Annotated in this window: 12 protein-coding genes and 1 pseudogene; 7 read left to right on the top strand and 6 right to left on the bottom strand. The window is 62.2% G+C overall.

Features of this window, described 5'->3' with window-relative positions; all coding sequences use genetic code 11:
• Window position 1 precedes the first annotated feature (1 nt).
• The 3 genes from BBI10_RS17540 to BBI10_RS17530 all read right to left on the bottom strand — a co-directional run bounded on the left by BBI10_RS17540 (window position 2) and on the right by BBI10_RS17530 (window position 3,663).
• On the bottom strand, window positions 2-769 hold the full coding sequence (locus BBI10_RS17540) for a 3-hydroxyacyl-CoA dehydrogenase (RefSeq protein WP_065990561.1): 768 nt from the start codon (window positions 767-769) through the stop codon (window positions 2-4).
• A 178-nt stretch (window positions 770-947) separates the two neighbouring features.
• A complete protein-coding gene (locus BBI10_RS17535; RefSeq protein ID WP_065990556.1) occupies window positions 948-1,631 on the bottom strand; it encodes a TetR/AcrR family transcriptional regulator in 684 nt (227 codons plus the stop codon).
• A gap of 88 nt (window positions 1,632-1,719) precedes the next feature.
• Window positions 1,720-3,663: a bifunctional sugar phosphate isomerase/epimerase/4-hydroxyphenylpyruvate dioxygenase family protein gene (locus BBI10_RS17530; protein WP_065990552.1), complete on the bottom strand. Its 1,944-nt coding sequence runs from the start codon at window positions 3,661-3,663 to the stop codon at window positions 1,720-1,722.
• A 265-nt stretch (window positions 3,664-3,928) separates the two neighbouring features.
• Here BBI10_RS17530 and BBI10_RS17525 point away from each other — a divergent pair, with 265 nt between their 5' ends.
• Window positions 3,929-5,206, top strand: a complete 1,278-nt coding sequence (locus tag BBI10_RS17525; protein ID WP_167355814.1) for an MFS transporter — start codon at window positions 3,929-3,931, stop codon at window positions 5,204-5,206.
• An 11-nt stretch (window positions 5,207-5,217) separates the two neighbouring features.
• Here the strand turns inward: BBI10_RS17525 and BBI10_RS17520 are convergent, their stop codons facing one another.
• Complete coding sequence (locus BBI10_RS17520) at window positions 5,218-6,105, bottom strand: DMT family transporter (protein WP_065990546.1); 888 nt, start codon at window positions 6,103-6,105, stop codon at window positions 5,218-5,220.
• Between the two features lie 222 nt (window positions 6,106-6,327).
• On the opposite strand from BBI10_RS17520, the gene BBI10_RS17515 reads away from it, so the two are divergent.
• Both BBI10_RS17515 and BBI10_RS17510 read left to right on the top strand, forming a co-directional pair.
• Window positions 6,328-7,239, top strand: a complete 912-nt coding sequence (locus tag BBI10_RS17515; RefSeq protein WP_065990540.1) for a LysR family transcriptional regulator — start codon at window positions 6,328-6,330, stop codon at window positions 7,237-7,239.
• A gap of 139 nt (window positions 7,240-7,378) precedes the next feature.
• Entirely contained in the window at window positions 7,379-8,143 is a 765-nt protein-coding gene (locus BBI10_RS17510; protein WP_065990538.1) for a 2-keto-4-pentenoate hydratase, read from the top strand.
• A gap of 207 nt (window positions 8,144-8,350) precedes the next feature.
• Here the strand turns inward: BBI10_RS17510 and BBI10_RS17505 are convergent, their stop codons facing one another.
• Window positions 8,351-9,259, bottom strand: a complete 909-nt coding sequence (locus tag BBI10_RS17505) for a LysR family transcriptional regulator (protein ID WP_065990535.1) — start codon at window positions 9,257-9,259, stop codon at window positions 8,351-8,353.
• Window positions 9,260-9,367: 108 nt separating this feature from the next.
• Here BBI10_RS17505 and gcl point away from each other — a divergent pair, with 108 nt between their 5' ends.
• The 3 genes from gcl to BBI10_RS17490 all read left to right on the top strand — a co-directional run bounded on the left by gcl (window position 9,368) and on the right by BBI10_RS17490 (window position 13,002).
• Window positions 9,368-11,143: a glyoxylate carboligase gene (gene gcl, locus BBI10_RS17500; protein WP_065990534.1), complete on the top strand. Its 1,776-nt coding sequence runs from the start codon at window positions 9,368-9,370 to the stop codon at window positions 11,141-11,143.
• Window positions 11,144-11,193: 50 nt separating this feature from the next.
• Window positions 11,194-11,976: a hydroxypyruvate isomerase gene (gene hyi, locus BBI10_RS17495; protein WP_065990533.1), complete on the top strand. Its 783-nt coding sequence runs from the start codon at window positions 11,194-11,196 to the stop codon at window positions 11,974-11,976.
• Between the two features lie 123 nt (window positions 11,977-12,099).
• Complete coding sequence (locus tag BBI10_RS17490; protein WP_065990532.1) at window positions 12,100-13,002, top strand: 2-hydroxy-3-oxopropionate reductase; 903 nt, start codon at window positions 12,100-12,102, stop codon at window positions 13,000-13,002.
• A 222-nt stretch (window positions 13,003-13,224) separates the two neighbouring features.
• On the opposite strand, the gene BBI10_RS17485 is transcribed toward BBI10_RS17490, so the two are convergent.
• Window positions 13,225-14,547 carry an OprD family porin gene (locus BBI10_RS17485; RefSeq protein WP_065990531.1) on the bottom strand — a complete coding sequence of 441 codons (1,323 nt, stop codon included), beginning with the start codon at window positions 14,545-14,547 and terminating at the stop codon, window positions 13,225-13,227.
• 636 nt (window positions 14,548-15,183) lie between these two features.
• On the opposite strand from BBI10_RS17485, the pseudogene BBI10_RS28665 reads away from it, so the two are divergent.
• Window positions 15,184-15,693 (top strand): annotated as a pseudogene (locus BBI10_RS28665) (MCP four helix bundle domain-containing protein); the annotation flags it as partial.
• Window positions 15,694-15,708: the final 15 nt, after the last annotated feature.

The following is a 15,708-nucleotide window of genomic DNA, read 5'->3' as shown; positions in this document are numbered from 1 at the left end:
ATTAGCGAGCCGCCATGCGCAAGGCGCCGTCCAGACGGATCACCTCGCCGTTGAGCATGCTGTTTTCGATGATGTGGCGTGCCAGCGCGGCGTATTCCTCGGGCTTGCCCAGGCGTGGCGGGAATGGCACGCCGGCGGACAGGCTCTCGCGCACCTGGGGGGTCATGCCGGCCATCATCGGCGTTTCGAAAATGCCCGGGGCGATGGTCATGACGCGGATGCCGTAACGCGCCAGTTCACGGGCGGCGGGCAGGGTCAGGCTGACAATGGCGCCCTTGGAGGCCGCATACGCCGCCTGGCCGATCTGGCCGTCATAGGCGGCGACCGATGCGGTGTTGATGATGACGCCACGCTCGCCGCCGGCGTCGGCCGTGCTTTCGGCGATGGCCACGGCAGCGAGGCGCAGCAGGTTGAAGCTGCCGATGAGGTTGACGTTGATCACCCGGCTGAAACTGTCGAGGCCGTGGGGGCCTTCTTTGCCAAGGATTTTCTCGGCGCCGACGATGCCGGCGCAGTTGATGACGCCATTGATCTGGCCAAACGCACTCAGCGCCGCATCCACTGCGGCCTGAACGTCGCTCTCCCGGGTGATGTCGCTGACGCTGGCCCGGGCCTTGCCGCCCAGTTTTTCCACGTGCGCCGCGAGCGCCTCGGCGTTGACGTCCACCAGCATCACCCTGGCCCCGGCGTCGATGAGCATCTGTGCGCTGGCCGCACCCAGCCCGGACGCGCCGCCACTGACCAGGAATACCTTGCCGTCGATCTGCATGATTGTGTCGTCCTTACACTTTTATTGTTGGAGGGGCGAAATACTCCGCTCTGCCGCGTGGATGGGCAATAGTCAAAGCGCGCAGAACGCGTGGTGGTTTTGGCCAGTGGCGATCAGCGCAGACTGGCGTCGCGGCATCGTTCGGGTCTTCAGGCCGGCGTGGCGTTGAACTCGCCCGTCACGGCAGCAAGTAGCGCATCACCGAATCACAGATCATCGCTTTCTGCCGCGCCTTGACCCCTTCGTCCTCCAGGTCGATCTGGAAAATCTCGGCAAACGTGTGACGGTTGGACACGCGGTAGAAACAGAACGAGCTCATCAGCATGTGCAGGTCCACGGCCTGTACGCCTGGCCGGAAAACGCCGGCCTGCTCACCGCGCCGCAAGGTTTCGTCCAGCGCCTGCAAGACATTCCGGCTCAGCTCGCGGATGGTCGCGGACTGTTTGACGTTGGCGCCGTTGTGGATGTTTTCGATGCAGACGATGCGCACGAAATCGACGTTGCGGTCGTGGTGATCGAAGGTGAATTCCACCAGCCGCCTGATCGCTGCTTCCGGTGCGAGCACGTCCAGGTCAAGGCTGCTTTCCGTGGTGCGGATGTCGCCGTAAAGTTTCTCCAGCACCTCGGTGTACAGCTGCTCTTTGCTGTTGAAGTAGTAATAGATCATCCGCTTGGAGGTTTGCGTGCGCTCGGCAATCGCATCGACGCGTGCGCCGGAGAGGCCCTGGGCGACGAACTCGGCGACGGCCGCCTGAAGGATGCCGTCACGGGTTTTTTCCGGATTGTTCTTGCGGGACTTGCGCGGCGACTGAGCGCGTTCATCTGGGCGCGCTTCGGCGAGTCTGTCGTCAACGGTTTTCATGCGGGGCTCACGACCACGGTGGAATCGCGGGATTATGGGCCGCACCGGTGCGTTACGGAAGCGGCTCGTCACCAGGCGCCATGGGCGATCACGCCCGTCCCGAGCCGCTGCGGGCCCGGGCCATCGCCGCCAGGCGTACCGCGGCGTTCGCCTCGCCATTACCCGCATAGCCGTTGCTGCGCTGGAGGATTTCAAAGAAAAAACGCTCGTCGAACGCTTGGGTGTAGGCGTGAAACAGCTCGCCACCGTGGGCGTCACGGTCATACAGCACGTGGTGCTGCGCCAGTTTGTCGAGGAACCCGTCGTCGAAACCGAAGCGCGCTCCCAAGTCGTCGTAGTAGTTCTGGGGAATATCCAGCCACTGCACGCCTGCCGCTTCGGCGCGGGCGACCTGGACAAAGATGTCGTCGCAGGCAAAGGCGACGTGATCAACGCCTGCGCCGCCGTGGCTCGCCAACCCGCGGGCGATGGCCGTGTCGCCATGATCCGGGGTGTTCAGCGACAGGCGCACGGTGCCGCAACGGCTGCGCAGCGCCCGGGTTTTCACCAGCCCGTAAGGGTCGGGCAGCAGCGCATCGGCATCGGCCTCGAAATCCAGCACGGCTTTGTAGAACAGCACCGCGCTGTCGAGCCTGTCGGCAGGCAAGGCCATGGCAACGTGATCGATGCGCTGCAAACCGCTTGGCGTGAAGGGTGGCGGGCTCAGGGTGAAGTCGCTGTCCCAGCTCGATTGCCCCGGTGCGGCGGCCTCGATCAGATACATCAGGCTGCCGTCCGGCGCGCGCACTGCCGGGACCGCTCGAGCATCAGGGCCCACCGGGCCGCGATGGGTTTCGGCATTGAGCTGACTCGCCCGCTCCAGCGCAGCAGCGCTGTCGTTCACCCGCAACGCCATGGCGCGCAGCGACGGGGCGGGAGTTTCGAGGGCGGAGTTCATGAAAGAAGGGGCAGCGAAAGAAGCCGCAGCGGAAGGCATCGGAGGTGAGGAGAAGCGCTCGGCGTTCAACAGTATCTTGATATCGCCCTGCCCCAGCAGGGTCACGGCTTTGCTGCGGTGCTGACCCAAGGTGCCGAACCCCAGGCCATGCAGCCAGCTGCCCAGCCGTGCACCCTGGGCATCGTCCACGGCGAACTCGATGAGCGCCACGCCGTTGCAGGCGCTGGGCGCCGGCGGATGGAACAACAATGACGGTGCAGCGGGTTGAGACTGCTGGTCCAGCAGCGCGCGGGTTTGCTCCTCCAGGTGCAGCAACGAACGCAGGCCATCGGCGGCGTTGGCCCGAGTGGGTGCGGCGCGAAACACGTCATTGAAAATCTCCAGCGACAGCGGGCCGGTGTAACCGCTGCGCAGGACCGCCGCGAGGAAACCCGCGCAATCGAATTCGCCCTGCCCCGGGAAACACCGGAAATGCCGACTCCACTCCAGCACGCCCATGTTCAGCAGCGGCGCGTCGGCCATTTGCACGAAGAAGATCTTGTTGCCGGGAATCTGCGCAATCCCGCTCGGATCCCCCTTGAGCGACAGCGTGTGGAAACTGTCGAGCAGCACGCCGAGGGCCGGATGGTCGACCTGCCGGACCAGATCCCAGACCTGCTGCCAGGTGTTTACGTGACGTCCCCATGCCAGGCCCTCATAGCCCACCCGCAGCTGACGCGCACCTGCGCGCTCGGCGATCGACCCAAGGTCATCGAGCAGTACGTTTCGCTCGCCCAGTGAGTCGCTGGCGGTGTTGCTGCAGACCAGCATCAGGTCAGTGCCGAGTGCCTGCATCAGGTCGAATTTGCGTTCGGCGCGGTCGAGGTTGCGCTGCAGGTGCTCGCGGCGACAGCCTTCGAAGTCACTGAACGGTTGAAACAGGGTGATAGCGATGCCCAGATCCGCGCACAGCTGCCGCACCTGACGCGGGCTGCCGTTGTGATTGAGCAAGTCGTTTTCAAAGATTTCTACGCCATCGAAACCTGCTGCAGCAATGGCTTCGAGCTTTTCCGGCAGGGTGCCGCTCAAGGAAACAGTGGCGATCGAGCGCTGCATGCGGGGGGAATCTCCTGAATAATCACATGGCCACCTGGCGTCGATGAGGCTCGAACCTGGCGGGCGTTCGTGGGATTATTCGCGCCGTTGGACATGGCATCAAATGAAATGAACCATACGGTTAGTTGTATGACGCTTTGCAGGGCCACTGCCCTGGCCGCGCGGACACCACCATAACAATTTCAAAACAGGCTTGATGCTTATGCGTTCCCCTTCTGCTTCGCCTGCCCCGGTCGCCTCCCGCCCTGCGCCGCCCCATGCCGGCATGAACGACAAGATTCGCGGCGCCCTGGCCGTCGGCAAAACCCGTTGGGGCATGCTGGCACTGGTGTTCTTCGCCACCACCCTGAACTACATCGACCGCGCGGCACTGGGCGTCATGCAGCCGATTCTGGCGGAGCAGATGAGCTGGACGGCGATGGATTACGCCAACATCAACTTCTGGTTTCAGGTCGGTTACGCCATCGGTTTTCTGCTGCAGGGGCGTTTCATCGATCGGGTCGGCGTCAAGCGCGCGTTCTTCCTAGCGGTGCTGCTGTGGAGTCTCGCCACGGGCGCCCACGGTCTGGCGACATCAGCGGCGGGCTTCATGGTCTGCCGGTTTATTCTGGGTCTGACCGAAGCCGCCAATTACCCGGCCTGCGTCAAGGTCACCCGGGTGTGGTTCCCGGCCGGAGAACGCGCCGTGGCCACCGGCATTTTCAACGCCGGCACCAACGTCGGCGCGATGGTCACGCCTGCCTTGTTGCCGCTGATCCTGACCGTGTGGGGCTGGCAGGCGGCGTTTATCTGCATGGGCTCGCTGGGGCTGGTCTGGGTCATCACCTGGCGGCTGACGTATTTCAATCCCCACGACCATCCGACGGTACGTGCCAGTGAGCGCGCCTACATCGACAGCGATGCCGACCCTGAAACGGGGCCTGAAGGGGAAAAGGTACCGCTCTCGCGCATCCTGAAAATGCGCGGCACCTGGGCCTTTGCCCTCGCCTACGCCCTCACCGCGCCGGTGTTCTGGTTTTACCTGTACTGGCTGCCGCCGTTTCTGAATCAGCAATACAACCTCGGCATCAGCGTGACGCAGATGGGCATCCCGCTGATGCTGATCTGGCTGACCGCCGACTTCGGCAGTGTCGGGGGCGGGATCCTGTCTTCGTGGCTGATCGGCCGGGGCATGCGGCCGATGACCGCACGCTTTCTGTCGATGCTGGTGTTCGCGCTGACGATCATTGGCGTTGTGTTCGCCGCCAACGCCAGCGGTCTGTGGGTGGCCGTCACGGCTATCGCCCTGGCGGTGGGTGCGCATCAGGCCTGGACGGCGAACATCTGGAGCCTGGTCATGGATTACACGCCCCGGCACATGATCAGCACGGTGTTCGGCTTCGGCGGCATGTGCGCGGCCATCGGCGGCATGTTCATGACGCAGATCGTCGGCGCGGTCCTCACCGCGACGCACAATAACTACAGCGTGCTGTTCACCCTGATCCCGGTGATGTACTTCATTGCGTTGATCTGGATGTATTTCATGGCGCCGCGCAGGTCATGAACCCGCCGTCATCAACCGCCCTTCTTGCGCTGCTGCCACGCCGCCGCCAGGCCGCTGAGGCAGATGATCGCGATGCCGGCCTGGGCGACAAGGGATGGCGAATGGTTGAACACGATGTAGCCCCACAAGCCGGCGAAGACGATCTGACAGTACCCGAACGGCGCCAGCATGGCCGGTGCAGCGAAGCGGAAGGCCTGGGTCAGCATCAGGTGCGCGACCATGCCGCAGGTGCCCAGCGCCAGCATGAACGGAATGTGCTTCCACTCCGGTGACTGCCAGAAGAACGGCACGATGGCGCTCATCAACAGGCTGTTGAACAGACCGGCGAAGAAGTTACTGGTGGTCGGGCTGTCGTGGGCCGCGACCAGACGGGTCAGCAACTGGTAGCAGGCGAAGCAGAACGCCGAGCCCAGCGGCAGTAACACCGCCGGCCGAAACAGCTCGCCGCCGGGGTGCACGATCACCAGTACCCCGCTGAAACCCACCAGCACCGCGATCCATTGACCGCGACTGACCGTCTCTTTGAGCAGCGGCACCGACAAGGCCGTGACCAGCAGCGGCGCGAGAAAGTTGACCGCCGTCGCTTCGGCGATCGGGATGAACATCAGCCCACTGGTGAACAACAAGCTTGTGCCCAGCAGGCACACCGCGCGCAACGCCTGCAGCCCCGGGCGCTTGGTGCGCAGCACACGCAGGCCCGCCGAGGGCATGAAAATGCACGCCATCAGCCCGGTGTGCACCACATAGCGCACCCAGACCACCATCATGATCGGGTAGATGCCGGAGAGGTATTTGGACAGCGTGTCATGACTGGAAAACAGAAAGGTCGCAAACAGAATCAGTGCGATGCCCTTCAATGGCTGATTGACGCCGGAGAGCGGCGTGCTGGTGGTGCTCATCTGCGTTCCTTTGGCCGTGCGTGAATGCGGGTCTGTCCCCTGCCGAGTCGAGCGCCGGCTTTCGTTCGAGGCGTCCAGCGTCAGCAAGAATATAGAAGGCGTCGCCGGAGCACCAAGCAAACATGACCGCCCGGGTGTTTTTCTGACCGTCTGGATCAGGCCTTTCCGCTTGCCCGGATTTGCCGCAGACTGCCGCTCTCGTTGACTCGGAACGGACGCTCAGTGGACCGCATTCAGGAAATGACCCTTTTCGCCGCCGTTGCCGAAGGCCCCAGCTTCGCGGCGGTGTCGCGCAACCTGAACGTGTCCACGGCCACCGTCACCCGGGCCGTCGCGCAGCTGGAAGCACGGCTCGGCACCTTGCTGATCGTGCGCACCACCCGGCAGCTGCGCCTGACCGAAGCCGGCGTGCGTTTCGCCGACGACTGCCGGCGCTTGCTGGCCGATCTGCAGGAGGCCGAGAGCGCCGCCGCCGGCATCCATGGGACGCCGCGTGGGTTGCTGACCGTTACCGCGCCGCAAGTGTTCGGCGACCTGCACGTCACGCCGGTCATGACCGAGTACCTGAACCAGCATCCCCAGGTGCAGATCCGCGGCCTGTTAATGGACCGAATCGCCGGGCAGCTGGAAGAAGGCATCGACGTCTCGGTGCGCATCGGCGAATTGCCCGATTCGTCGATGACCGCCATTCAGGTCGGCAGCGTCCGGCGCATGGTCTGCGCCTCCCCCGCTTACCTCAAGGCCCATGGCACTCCCCGGCATCCCCACGAGCTCATCGAGCGCGAAACCGTTTCCGTGATGATTACCGGCCGCAGCCCCGCGTGGACCTTCCGCATCGACGGCCAGCACCAGGACGTGAAGGTGCAATCGCGGTTGGCAATGACCTCGTTCACGGCGTCCACTCATGCCGCCCTTGATGGCTGGGGCCTGACCCAGGTGCCGTCCTACCAGATTCGCCGACACCTGCAGGCGGGCACGTTGCGCGCCGTGCTCGAAGACTTCGAGGTCACGCCGATGCCGGTTTACGTGGTCTACGTCGAAGGCCGAAGAGGCTCATCCAAAGTGCGCTCGTTCGTTGATTTCTGCGTTCAGCGTCTGCGCGCGGACCTGGCGTACAGCGCCGGGCGAGTTTGAGTGCGGGCACGGGTCCGCAGCCCAGCCTCGGCCCACCGGCCGAAATAGGGTTAGAGTAGTCACGCTGGCTCCGCCGTCCCTCGCCTGACCGGCAACGGAATCGGGGCGCTTTCCATCAATTGTCTGAAGGAAGATCCGCGTGAATCCATCGTCTCACCCAGCGAACATTGCCCAATTGATCGTCGACGCCATGGGCGTCGGTCAGAAAATCACCGACATCCGCCCGGAGTACGTGCCCGCCGATGCGGCCAGTGCCTACGCGCTGCAACGCGAGATTCTGCGCCTGCGCGAGACCTCAGTGGGCGGCTGGAAGGTCGGCGCCAAATCGCCGACCGGGCCTATTAATGGCGCGCTCCTGCCGGACGACGGTATTTTTGCCAGCGGCAGCCAGGTGGAGTGCATCGACTATCCGTCGCCGATTCTGGAACTGGAGATCGCCTTTCGGCTGGGTCGCGAATTCGCCCCTCGCGATGAGGCGTATTCGGATGACGAAGTGCTGGGCAGCATCCAGACGATGGGCGCGACCATTGAAGTGGTGTCGAGCCGCTTTGCCGCCTGGCCGAAGATCGAACCGCTGCTGGCGTTGGGCGACCTGCTCAACCACGGCGCGCTGATTGTTGGCGAATTTGTTGATTACGATGCCAGCTTCCCGTTCGTCGAGCCTGCGCTGAGCTTTACCTATGGCGACGAAGACATCGTGCCGGGGGACGGGGCGAATCCGACCGGTGACCCTCGGCGCTTGCTGCCGTGGCTGGTCAATCACCACACCCAGAACGGGCTGAGCGTGACGCCCGAGATGGTGATCACGACCGGTTCCTATACCGGGATGTACAAGACCCGCGGGCCGGGTCTGGCGGTGGGCGAGATTCGCGGACTGCCGGTGGTGTCGGTGGAGTTGATTTAGGTTCCTGGGTCGCCAATGGCAGGACCGGCTTCAGCCGGGAAGACGTCTGAGCATTCAACCTGGCTTTAGCGCCGGTTACGGCCCCTTCCCGGCTGAAGCCGGGCCCACCAGGAATGTGCGTTACGGCACATCGTCGCGTCGGGCGCGGAGGTGTAGGACCGGCTTCAGCCGGGAAGCGTTTGATTGAGGCGCCCAGGGAATCACGGCTCACCCCTGCCGCCAATACCCCGGTCGGTTGTACACCTCTTTGAGAAACGCGATGAAAAACCGCACCTTCGCCGGCAGGTAATGCTGCTGCGGGTAAACGCCCTGGATGTCGTAACTGGGCAAGGCGAATTCATCCAGCACGGTGACCAGCGCGCCGCTCTCCACTGCGTTCTGAATCTCCCACGTCGAGCGCCAGCTCAGGCCCAGCCCGCGCTTGGCCCAGTCATACAACAGCTCGCCATCGTTGCAGTACAGATTGCCCGCGACCTTGATCGCCACCGGCCTGCCCTCGCGCTGGAAGGTCCAGCCACGATGCTGCCCGCCCTGCAGGTTGAACGACAGGCAATTGTGCTGCGCCAGGTCCTCAAGCACCCGGGGGAATCCGTGCTCCGCGAAATAGGCCGGTGAGCCACAGACCACGCGTTTGTTGGCGTACAGCTTGATGGCGACGTAGTTGGGGTCGAGCACCTCGCCGATGCGGATGCTCATGTCATAACCCTCACGCACCAGATCCACCACGTTGTCAGTCAGGTTGAAGGACAGCTGCAAATCCGGAAACCGCGCCTGAAATTCCGGCGCATGGGGCGCGACGTGCTGGCGGCCAAACCCTGCCGGTGCCGAGACCACCAGATGCCCGCGCACGCTGCTTTCGTTCTCGCTGATGCTGGCGTCCAGTTCCTCGAATGATTGGAGCACCAGCTTGGCGTTCTCCAGGTACGACTCGCCCGCATCGGTCAGGGTCAGGCCCCGGGTCGAGCGATGAATCAGCTTCACGCCCAGCCGATCCTCCAGCGCACTCAGCCGCCGGCCCATGATCACCGGCGTCACGCCCTCCACCAGCGCAGCGGCGGCGAAACTGCCACGGGTGGCCACCATGACGTAGCTGCGCAATTCCGTGTAGCGATCCATTCGATACTCCAGATACCGATAGAGCGGATAAAAACAGCCATTCACAAAGCATCGGATTCAAATCAGGCTGCTTACATACAAAAACTATCGAGTTCAGGAGACTAACAAATGACCGTCATGAGAGCCATCGAAGCCGCCGTTCTGGTGATGCGTCGCGAAGGCGTCGACACCGCCTTCGGAATTCCCGGCGCCGCGATCAACCCGCTGTACGCCGCCTTCAAGAAACTCGGCGGCATTGACCACGTGCTGGCGCGCCACGTCGAAGGCGCTTCGCACATGGCCGAGGGTTACACCCGTGCCATCGCCGGCAATATCGGCGTGTGCATCGGTACGTCGGGCCCGGCCGGCACCGACATGATCACCGGTCTCTATTCAGCCTCCGCCGACTCGATTCCGATTCTCTGCATCACCGGCCAGGCACCCCGTGCACGGATGCACAAGGAAGACTTCCAGGCCGTGGACATCGCCAGCATCGCAGCCCCGGTGGCCAAATGGGCAACCACCGTCATGGAACCCGGTCAGGTGCCGTATGTGTTCCAGAAAGCCTTCCAGTTGATGCGCAGCGGCCGGCCCGGCCCGGTATTGATCGACCTGCCCTTCGACGTGCAGATGGCCGAGATCGAATTCGACATCGACGCTTACGAACCGCTGCCGGTGGTCAAACCCCAGGCCAGCCGCAAGCAGATCGAAAAAGCCCTGGCGATGCTCAACGCGTCGGAGCGTCCGCTGATCGTCGCCGGTGGCGGCATTATCAACGCCGATGCGTCAGACGCGCTGGTGGAATTCGCCGAGCTGACCGGCATTCCGGTGATCCCGACGCTGATGGGCTGGGGCACGATCCCCGACGATCACCCGCAGATGGCCGGCATGGTCGGGCTGCAGACCTCCCACCGCTATGGCAACGCGACGCTGCTGGCGTCCGATCTGGTCCTGGGCATCGGCAACCGCTGGGCCAACCGCCACACCGGCACCGTCTCGGTGTACAGCGAAGGGCGTACCTTCATCCACGTTGACATCGAGCCGACGCAGATCGGCCGCGTGCTGACGCCGGATCTGGGCATCGTTTCCGACGCCGGCGCAGCGCTGGCGATGTTCATAGAAGTGGCGCGCGAGTGGCACACCGCCGGCAAACTGAAGGACCGCAGCCACTGGCTCGCCAGCTGCCAGCAACGCAAGCGCACGCTGCAGCGCAAGACCCATTACGAGAACATCCCGGTCAAGCCCCAGCGCGTGTACGAGGAGATGAATCAGTACTTCGGCAAGGACACCTGCTACATCAGCACCATCGGCCTGTCGCAGATTGCCGGCGCGCAATTCCTCCACGTCTACAAGCCGCGTCACTGGATCAATTGCGGACAAGCCGGCCCCCTGGGCTGGACCCTTCCGGCGGCGCTGGGCGTGGTCAAGGCTGACCCGAGCCGCCGGGTTGTCGCGCTGTCAGGGGACTACGACTTTCAGTTCATGATCGAAGAACTGGCCGTCGGTGCGCAGTTCAAGCTGCCGTACATCCATGTGGTGGTGAACAACTCCTACCTGGGCCTCATCCGTCAGGCCCAGCGCAACTTCGACATCAATTACTGCGTTCAGCTGGCGTTCGACAACATCAACGCGCCTGAGCTGGAAGGCTATGGCGTCGATCATGTTGCGGTTGCCGAAGGCCTGGGCTGCAAGGCGATCCGCGTGCTTGACCCGGCGCAGCTGCAGGCCGCCTTCGCCGAGGCCACGAGCCTGATGCGGCTGCACCGCGTGCCGGTGGTGGTGGAGATCATTCTCGAGCGCGTCACCAACATTGCGATGGGCACCGAGATCAACGCCATCAACGAATTCGAGTCCCTGGCCGAAACCCGCGCCGACGCCCCTACCGCCATCAGCCTGCTGGATTGACCGCACCCGGTTATTCAAGAAACAGAGCCCAGCACTAGAAGGAGTACGTCATGCCACGTTTATGCGCCAACCTGTCGATGCTGTTCACCGAACTTGAGTTTCTGCACCGCTTCGAAGCCGCCGCCGGCGCCGGTTTCAGCGGTGTCGAGTACCTGTTTCCCTATGACTTCAGTTCTGCGCAGATCAAAGCCGAGCTGGACCGCAACCGACTCACCCAAGTGCTGTTCAACCTGCCGGCCGGCGACTGGGCCAAGGGTGAGCGCGGCATCGCCTGTCACCCCGATCGGGTCGAGGAGTTTTACGCCGGCGTTGACCTGGCGATCGCCTACGCCAAGGTCCTCGGCAACACCCAGATCAACTGCCTGGCGGGGATCAAGCCCCAGGGGTTCGACGACGGGCTGATCGAGAAGACTTTCGTCGACAACCTCAAGTACGCCGCCGACCGCCTGCAAGCCCAGGGCATCGATCTGGTCATGGAAATGATCAACACCCTGGACATTCCGGGGTTCTACCTGAACACCACCGCCCAGGCCCTGGCGATTCGCGAGAAGGTCGGCAGCCGCAATCTGTCGCTGCAATACGACATCTACCACATGCAAATCATGGAGGGCGACCTGGCCCGCACCCTCGAAAACCACCTGCCGGCGATCCGCCACGTGCAACTGGCGGACAACCCCGGCCGGCATGAACCGGGCACCGGCGAAATCAACTACGGCTTTCTGTTAAAGCACCTGGACCGGCTCGGCTATCGCGGCTGGATCGGCTGTGAATACACGCCCCTGGCTACCACCGCAGCGGGGCTTGGGTGGCTGAAAACCCATAATTTGATCTGAAGTCAGCTTCAAGCTTCAAGCTTCACGCATTGCCAGCCGGACGAACGCAGTCAGGCTTCTAGCTTGCGGCTTGAAGCTTGCCGCTTGCCGCCTTCTCCCCAACAACAACCAGAGGCACCTTCTATGGCTAACATCGGATTCATCGGCACCGGCATCATGGGCCTGCCCATGGCAGGAAACCTGCAGAAGGCAGGTCATCAATTGATCCTTTCCCGGCATTTCAGTGACCCGCCCGCGTCACTGGTGGACGGCGGCGCGACGGTGCTGGCCAACCCGCGGGAACTGGCGCAAGAGGCCGAGTTCGTCATCGTCATGCTGCCGGACACGCCGCAGGTCAACGACGTGCTGTTCGGCGAAAACGGTCTGAGCGAAGGCACCGGAGCCGGCAAGGTGGTCATCGACATGAGCTCGATCTCACCTTCGGCGACCAAAGCGTTCGCCGAGAAAATCAACGCCACCGGCGCGCAGTACCTCGACGCGCCGGTGTCCGGCGGCGAAGTCGGCGCCAGGGCGGCCACGCTGAGTATCATGGTCGGCGGCGAGCAGGCGACCTTCGAACGCGCCCTGCCCCTGTTTCAGACCATGGGCAAGAACATCACCCTGGTCGGTGGCAACGGTGACGGTCAGACCGCCAAGGTCGCCAACCAGATCATCGTCGCGCTGAACATTCAGGCGGTGGCTGAAGCCCTGCTCTTTGCCTCGAAAAACGGCGCTGATCCGGCTAAGGTGCGCGACGCATTGATGGGGGGCTTTGCCTCGTCGAAGATTCTGGAGGTCCATGGCGAGCGGATGATCAAAGGCACGTTCAACCCGGGTTTCAGGATTGCGCTGCATCAGAAGGATCTGAACCTGGCCCTGGAAGGCGCGCGGGAATTGGGGCTGAACCTGCCCAACACTGCCAATGCCCAGCAAGTGTTCAGCACCTGCGCGGCGCTGGGTGGGAGTGGCTGGGATCACTCGGGGCTGATCAAGGGCCTGGAGCACATGGCGAATTTTTCGATTCGCGGGGATCACAGGCCTGACTGACTGGCAGCGAGAGGTGTGTTGGCCATACCGGCCCCTTCCCGGCTAAAGCCGGTCCTACGACGCACACGCCGCCGATTCTCGTAGGGCCGGCTTTAGCCGGGAAGAGGCCCGCCCTGCTCACACATCCGGCGCGGCAAACACGTCAATAAAAAAAGCCAGGCCTCCTTTCGGACAGCCTGGCTTTCTTCTACAGCGGAGCTTCTAAATCATCCTGCAAAGCGATCAGAAAATATTGATCGGATAATCCGCAATCAAACGAAATTCCTTCACGTCGCCATCGGGCTGGTCGCCGTTGGCGGTGTGCCAGGCCTGACGCATGCGCAAGGACAAGTCCTTGGCCGGGCCGGACTGTACGACATACTTCGCCTCCAGGTTGGTTTCGTGGTGGTCACCGTCATCGCCATAACCGGTGTACGTGCTGTTCGACGGAATGTGGGACCCATCGATGTCATCACCGTGGATATAACGAACCATGAAGCTCAAACCCGGCGCACCGTAACTTGCCATGTTCAGGTCGTAGCGCGCCTGCCAGGACTTTTCACCCGGCCCGTTGAAGTCGGAGTACTGCACCGAGTTGGCCAACAGTATCGAATCGCCAGTGTCGCCCCCGCCGTTATTACCAAAGGCCACATAATCGAATGGTGTGTCGCCATGCACTTTCTGATACGCCAGCGTCACGGTATGAGCGGTCAGGAATGAATAAGCAGCCGCCAGCGACCAGGTCGTGTTGTTGATATCCCCCGCCTTGGCGGCACCGCTGTCGTTGGTGCGGTAGATATTGAAATCGACGTTCAAAGACTGCTGATCAGAGATCGGCAAGGTGTAGTTGGCATTGGCGTAGTACTGATGCCAGACGTCCTTGAGGTCCGATCCGTAAAGGCTGACCGAAAGATTATCGCTGAGCGCATATTTACCGCCCGCGTAATCAATACTGCTGGCTTCAACGTTGGCATACGCCGCCCAGATGCCGTGATCATTGTTGGTCGTGACCGGGCCGTTGCTGCTGGTGAAATGACCGGCATCGAGGTCCAGATTGGCGATATCACTGCTCAGCAGGTTAAAACCGGTCGCGGTCTGCGGGAACAGGCGTGACCCCCCTGCGGCAAACACCGGCGCCTCGGGCTGCAGGTTGCCGTAGCGCAATTCGGTCTTCGAGATGCGCATCTTCAGCGCACCACCGGCGGTGCCGAATTCATCCTGCGGATTGCCGTGGCTGTCCACGGGCAGGTTGCCGGTGCCGGTGGTCCCGCCACCGCCATCGAGCTTCAGGCCCCAATAACCGTAGGCATCAACGCCAAAACCAACGGTGCCCTGGGTGAAGCCGGAACTGAAATTACCCAGCACGCCCTGGGTCCAGTCCTTGCTGTCGTCCTTGCCGTTCTTGTTGTCCCGATTGAAATAGTAGTTCTTGAGATGAACAGTCAGACTGCTGTCGTCGACGAAGCCCTTGGCCTCCGATTGATCACTGACAACCGCTGCCGTTGCCAATTGACTGACACCCAGCGAAACCGCCAGCGTCATCAGATTCCATTTTGCGAAAGTCATTGTTGTCCCCTGTCTCGATTAAAGCCCAGCGCGGGCGCCGCCTGGATGCGGGTCGCTGTTTGAAATTCATACGGTTCAGCGCTGGAGCGGGCGTTGCGGCAGATGGAAACGAAACACATATGCCAGTGACTGGACGGCTGTTCCAGCCGAAGGAGCACATTGATTATTGTTGATGCACATTCTACACGCGGTAAAACACGCTCTTGAAGGCCGAAAATCTTGTAGCACTATCCAACCGGCGGGGTTCCCAACCCGTCTTGATAGTCACTATCAACCTTCGTAATAGTCGAAAACTTTGAACGGATGTTACCGTCGTCGGCGATGAAGAACACGACTCGATTGCCGGATGACTCCGCAGCGTCAGGCAATCGAATCATGCTCCGCTTCATCATTCCTTTGGTAAGACTTTTAGCCACCTCACGCCAGTGCGGTGGCTTTTTTTATTCCTGGCGGGTCGAGCGTTCAAACAATTCGCCGGGAACATGAAGCGGTCAAAAAATTCCCTCTGAAAGTACCAACGGACACTATTGATTCGATAGGTAAATTCTCTAGGCAACGTCGTAGAAAGTCCGATATAAAGCGCACCAAGTAATGGCGTTCCAATATCATTAACGCCCCCCATTTCAGGTGCCTTTTATGTTCAAAAATCTTTCGATCGCCAAGCGCCTGGGATTGGGCTTCGGGCTTGTTCTCGCGCTGATGATTCTGGTCACGCTGGTTGGCGTTAACCGGGTCCGGCTAATGGAATCCGCACTGACCGACGTCAGTGAGGACGCCACCATCAAACAGCGCTACGCGATCAATTTCCGGGGCAGCGTCCATGACCGCGCCATTGCCCTGCGCGACGCCGTGCTGGTGCGCAACGACGCCGGGCTGGCCACGCATTTGCGTGACATCGAGCGCCTCGACGGCCTTTATCAGGCCTCCGCGGCGCCCATGGACCGCATCTACCAGACCAAAGGCGCGTCGCCCCGTGAGCAAGAGCTGCTGGCCAACATCAAAGCGGCCGAACGCACCTCCCTGAGCGCCACCGAAAAACTGCTGAAGCTGCGCCAGCAAGGTGAAATCGACCAGGCCCAGACGCTGCTGATGGAGCAAGTGTCGGGCGCCTACAAGGACTGGCTCGCCCGCATCAACGCACTGATTGACCTCGAAGAAGCG

It is taken from the genome of Pseudomonas graminis, from assembly GCF_001705435.1.
Lineage (GTDB): Bacteria > Pseudomonadota > Gammaproteobacteria > Pseudomonadales > Pseudomonadaceae > Aquipseudomonas > Aquipseudomonas graminis_B.
Note: the sequence above shows the minus strand (reverse complement) of the source record. Positions and strands in the feature narration are given on the sequence as shown.

Excerpts from the sequence above, each read along its gene's own strand:
- BBI10_RS17525 (WP_167355814.1), top strand. The coding sequence starts at position 3,929 with ATGAACGACAAGATTCGCGGCGCCCTGGCCGTCGGCAAAACCCGTTGG.
- BBI10_RS17530 (WP_065990552.1), bottom strand. The coding sequence starts at position 3,663 with ATGCAGCGCTCGATCGCCACTGTTTCCTTGAGCGGCACCCTGCCGGAA.
- BBI10_RS17540 (WP_065990561.1), bottom strand. The coding sequence starts at position 769 with ATGCAGATCGACGGCAAGGTATTCCTGGTCAGTGGCGGCGCGTCCGGG.
- BBI10_RS17485 (WP_065990531.1), bottom strand. The coding sequence starts at position 14,547 with ATGACTTTCGCAAAATGGAATCTGATGACGCTGGCGGTTTCGCTGGGT.
- BBI10_RS17505 (WP_065990535.1), bottom strand. The coding sequence starts at position 9,259 with ATGGATCGCTACACGGAATTGCGCAGCTACGTCATGGTGGCCACCCGT.
- BBI10_RS17490 (WP_065990532.1), top strand. The coding sequence starts at position 12,100 with ATGGCTAACATCGGATTCATCGGCACCGGCATCATGGGCCTGCCCATG.
- hyi (WP_065990533.1), top strand. The coding sequence starts at position 11,194 with ATGCCACGTTTATGCGCCAACCTGTCGATGCTGTTCACCGAACTTGAG.
- gcl (WP_065990534.1), top strand. The coding sequence starts at position 9,368 with ATGACCGTCATGAGAGCCATCGAAGCCGCCGTTCTGGTGATGCGTCGC.
- BBI10_RS17520 (WP_065990546.1), bottom strand. The coding sequence starts at position 6,105 with ATGAGCACCACCAGCACGCCGCTCTCCGGCGTCAATCAGCCATTGAAG.
- BBI10_RS17535 (WP_065990556.1), bottom strand. The coding sequence starts at position 1,631 with ATGAAAACCGTTGACGACAGACTCGCCGAAGCGCGCCCAGATGAACGC.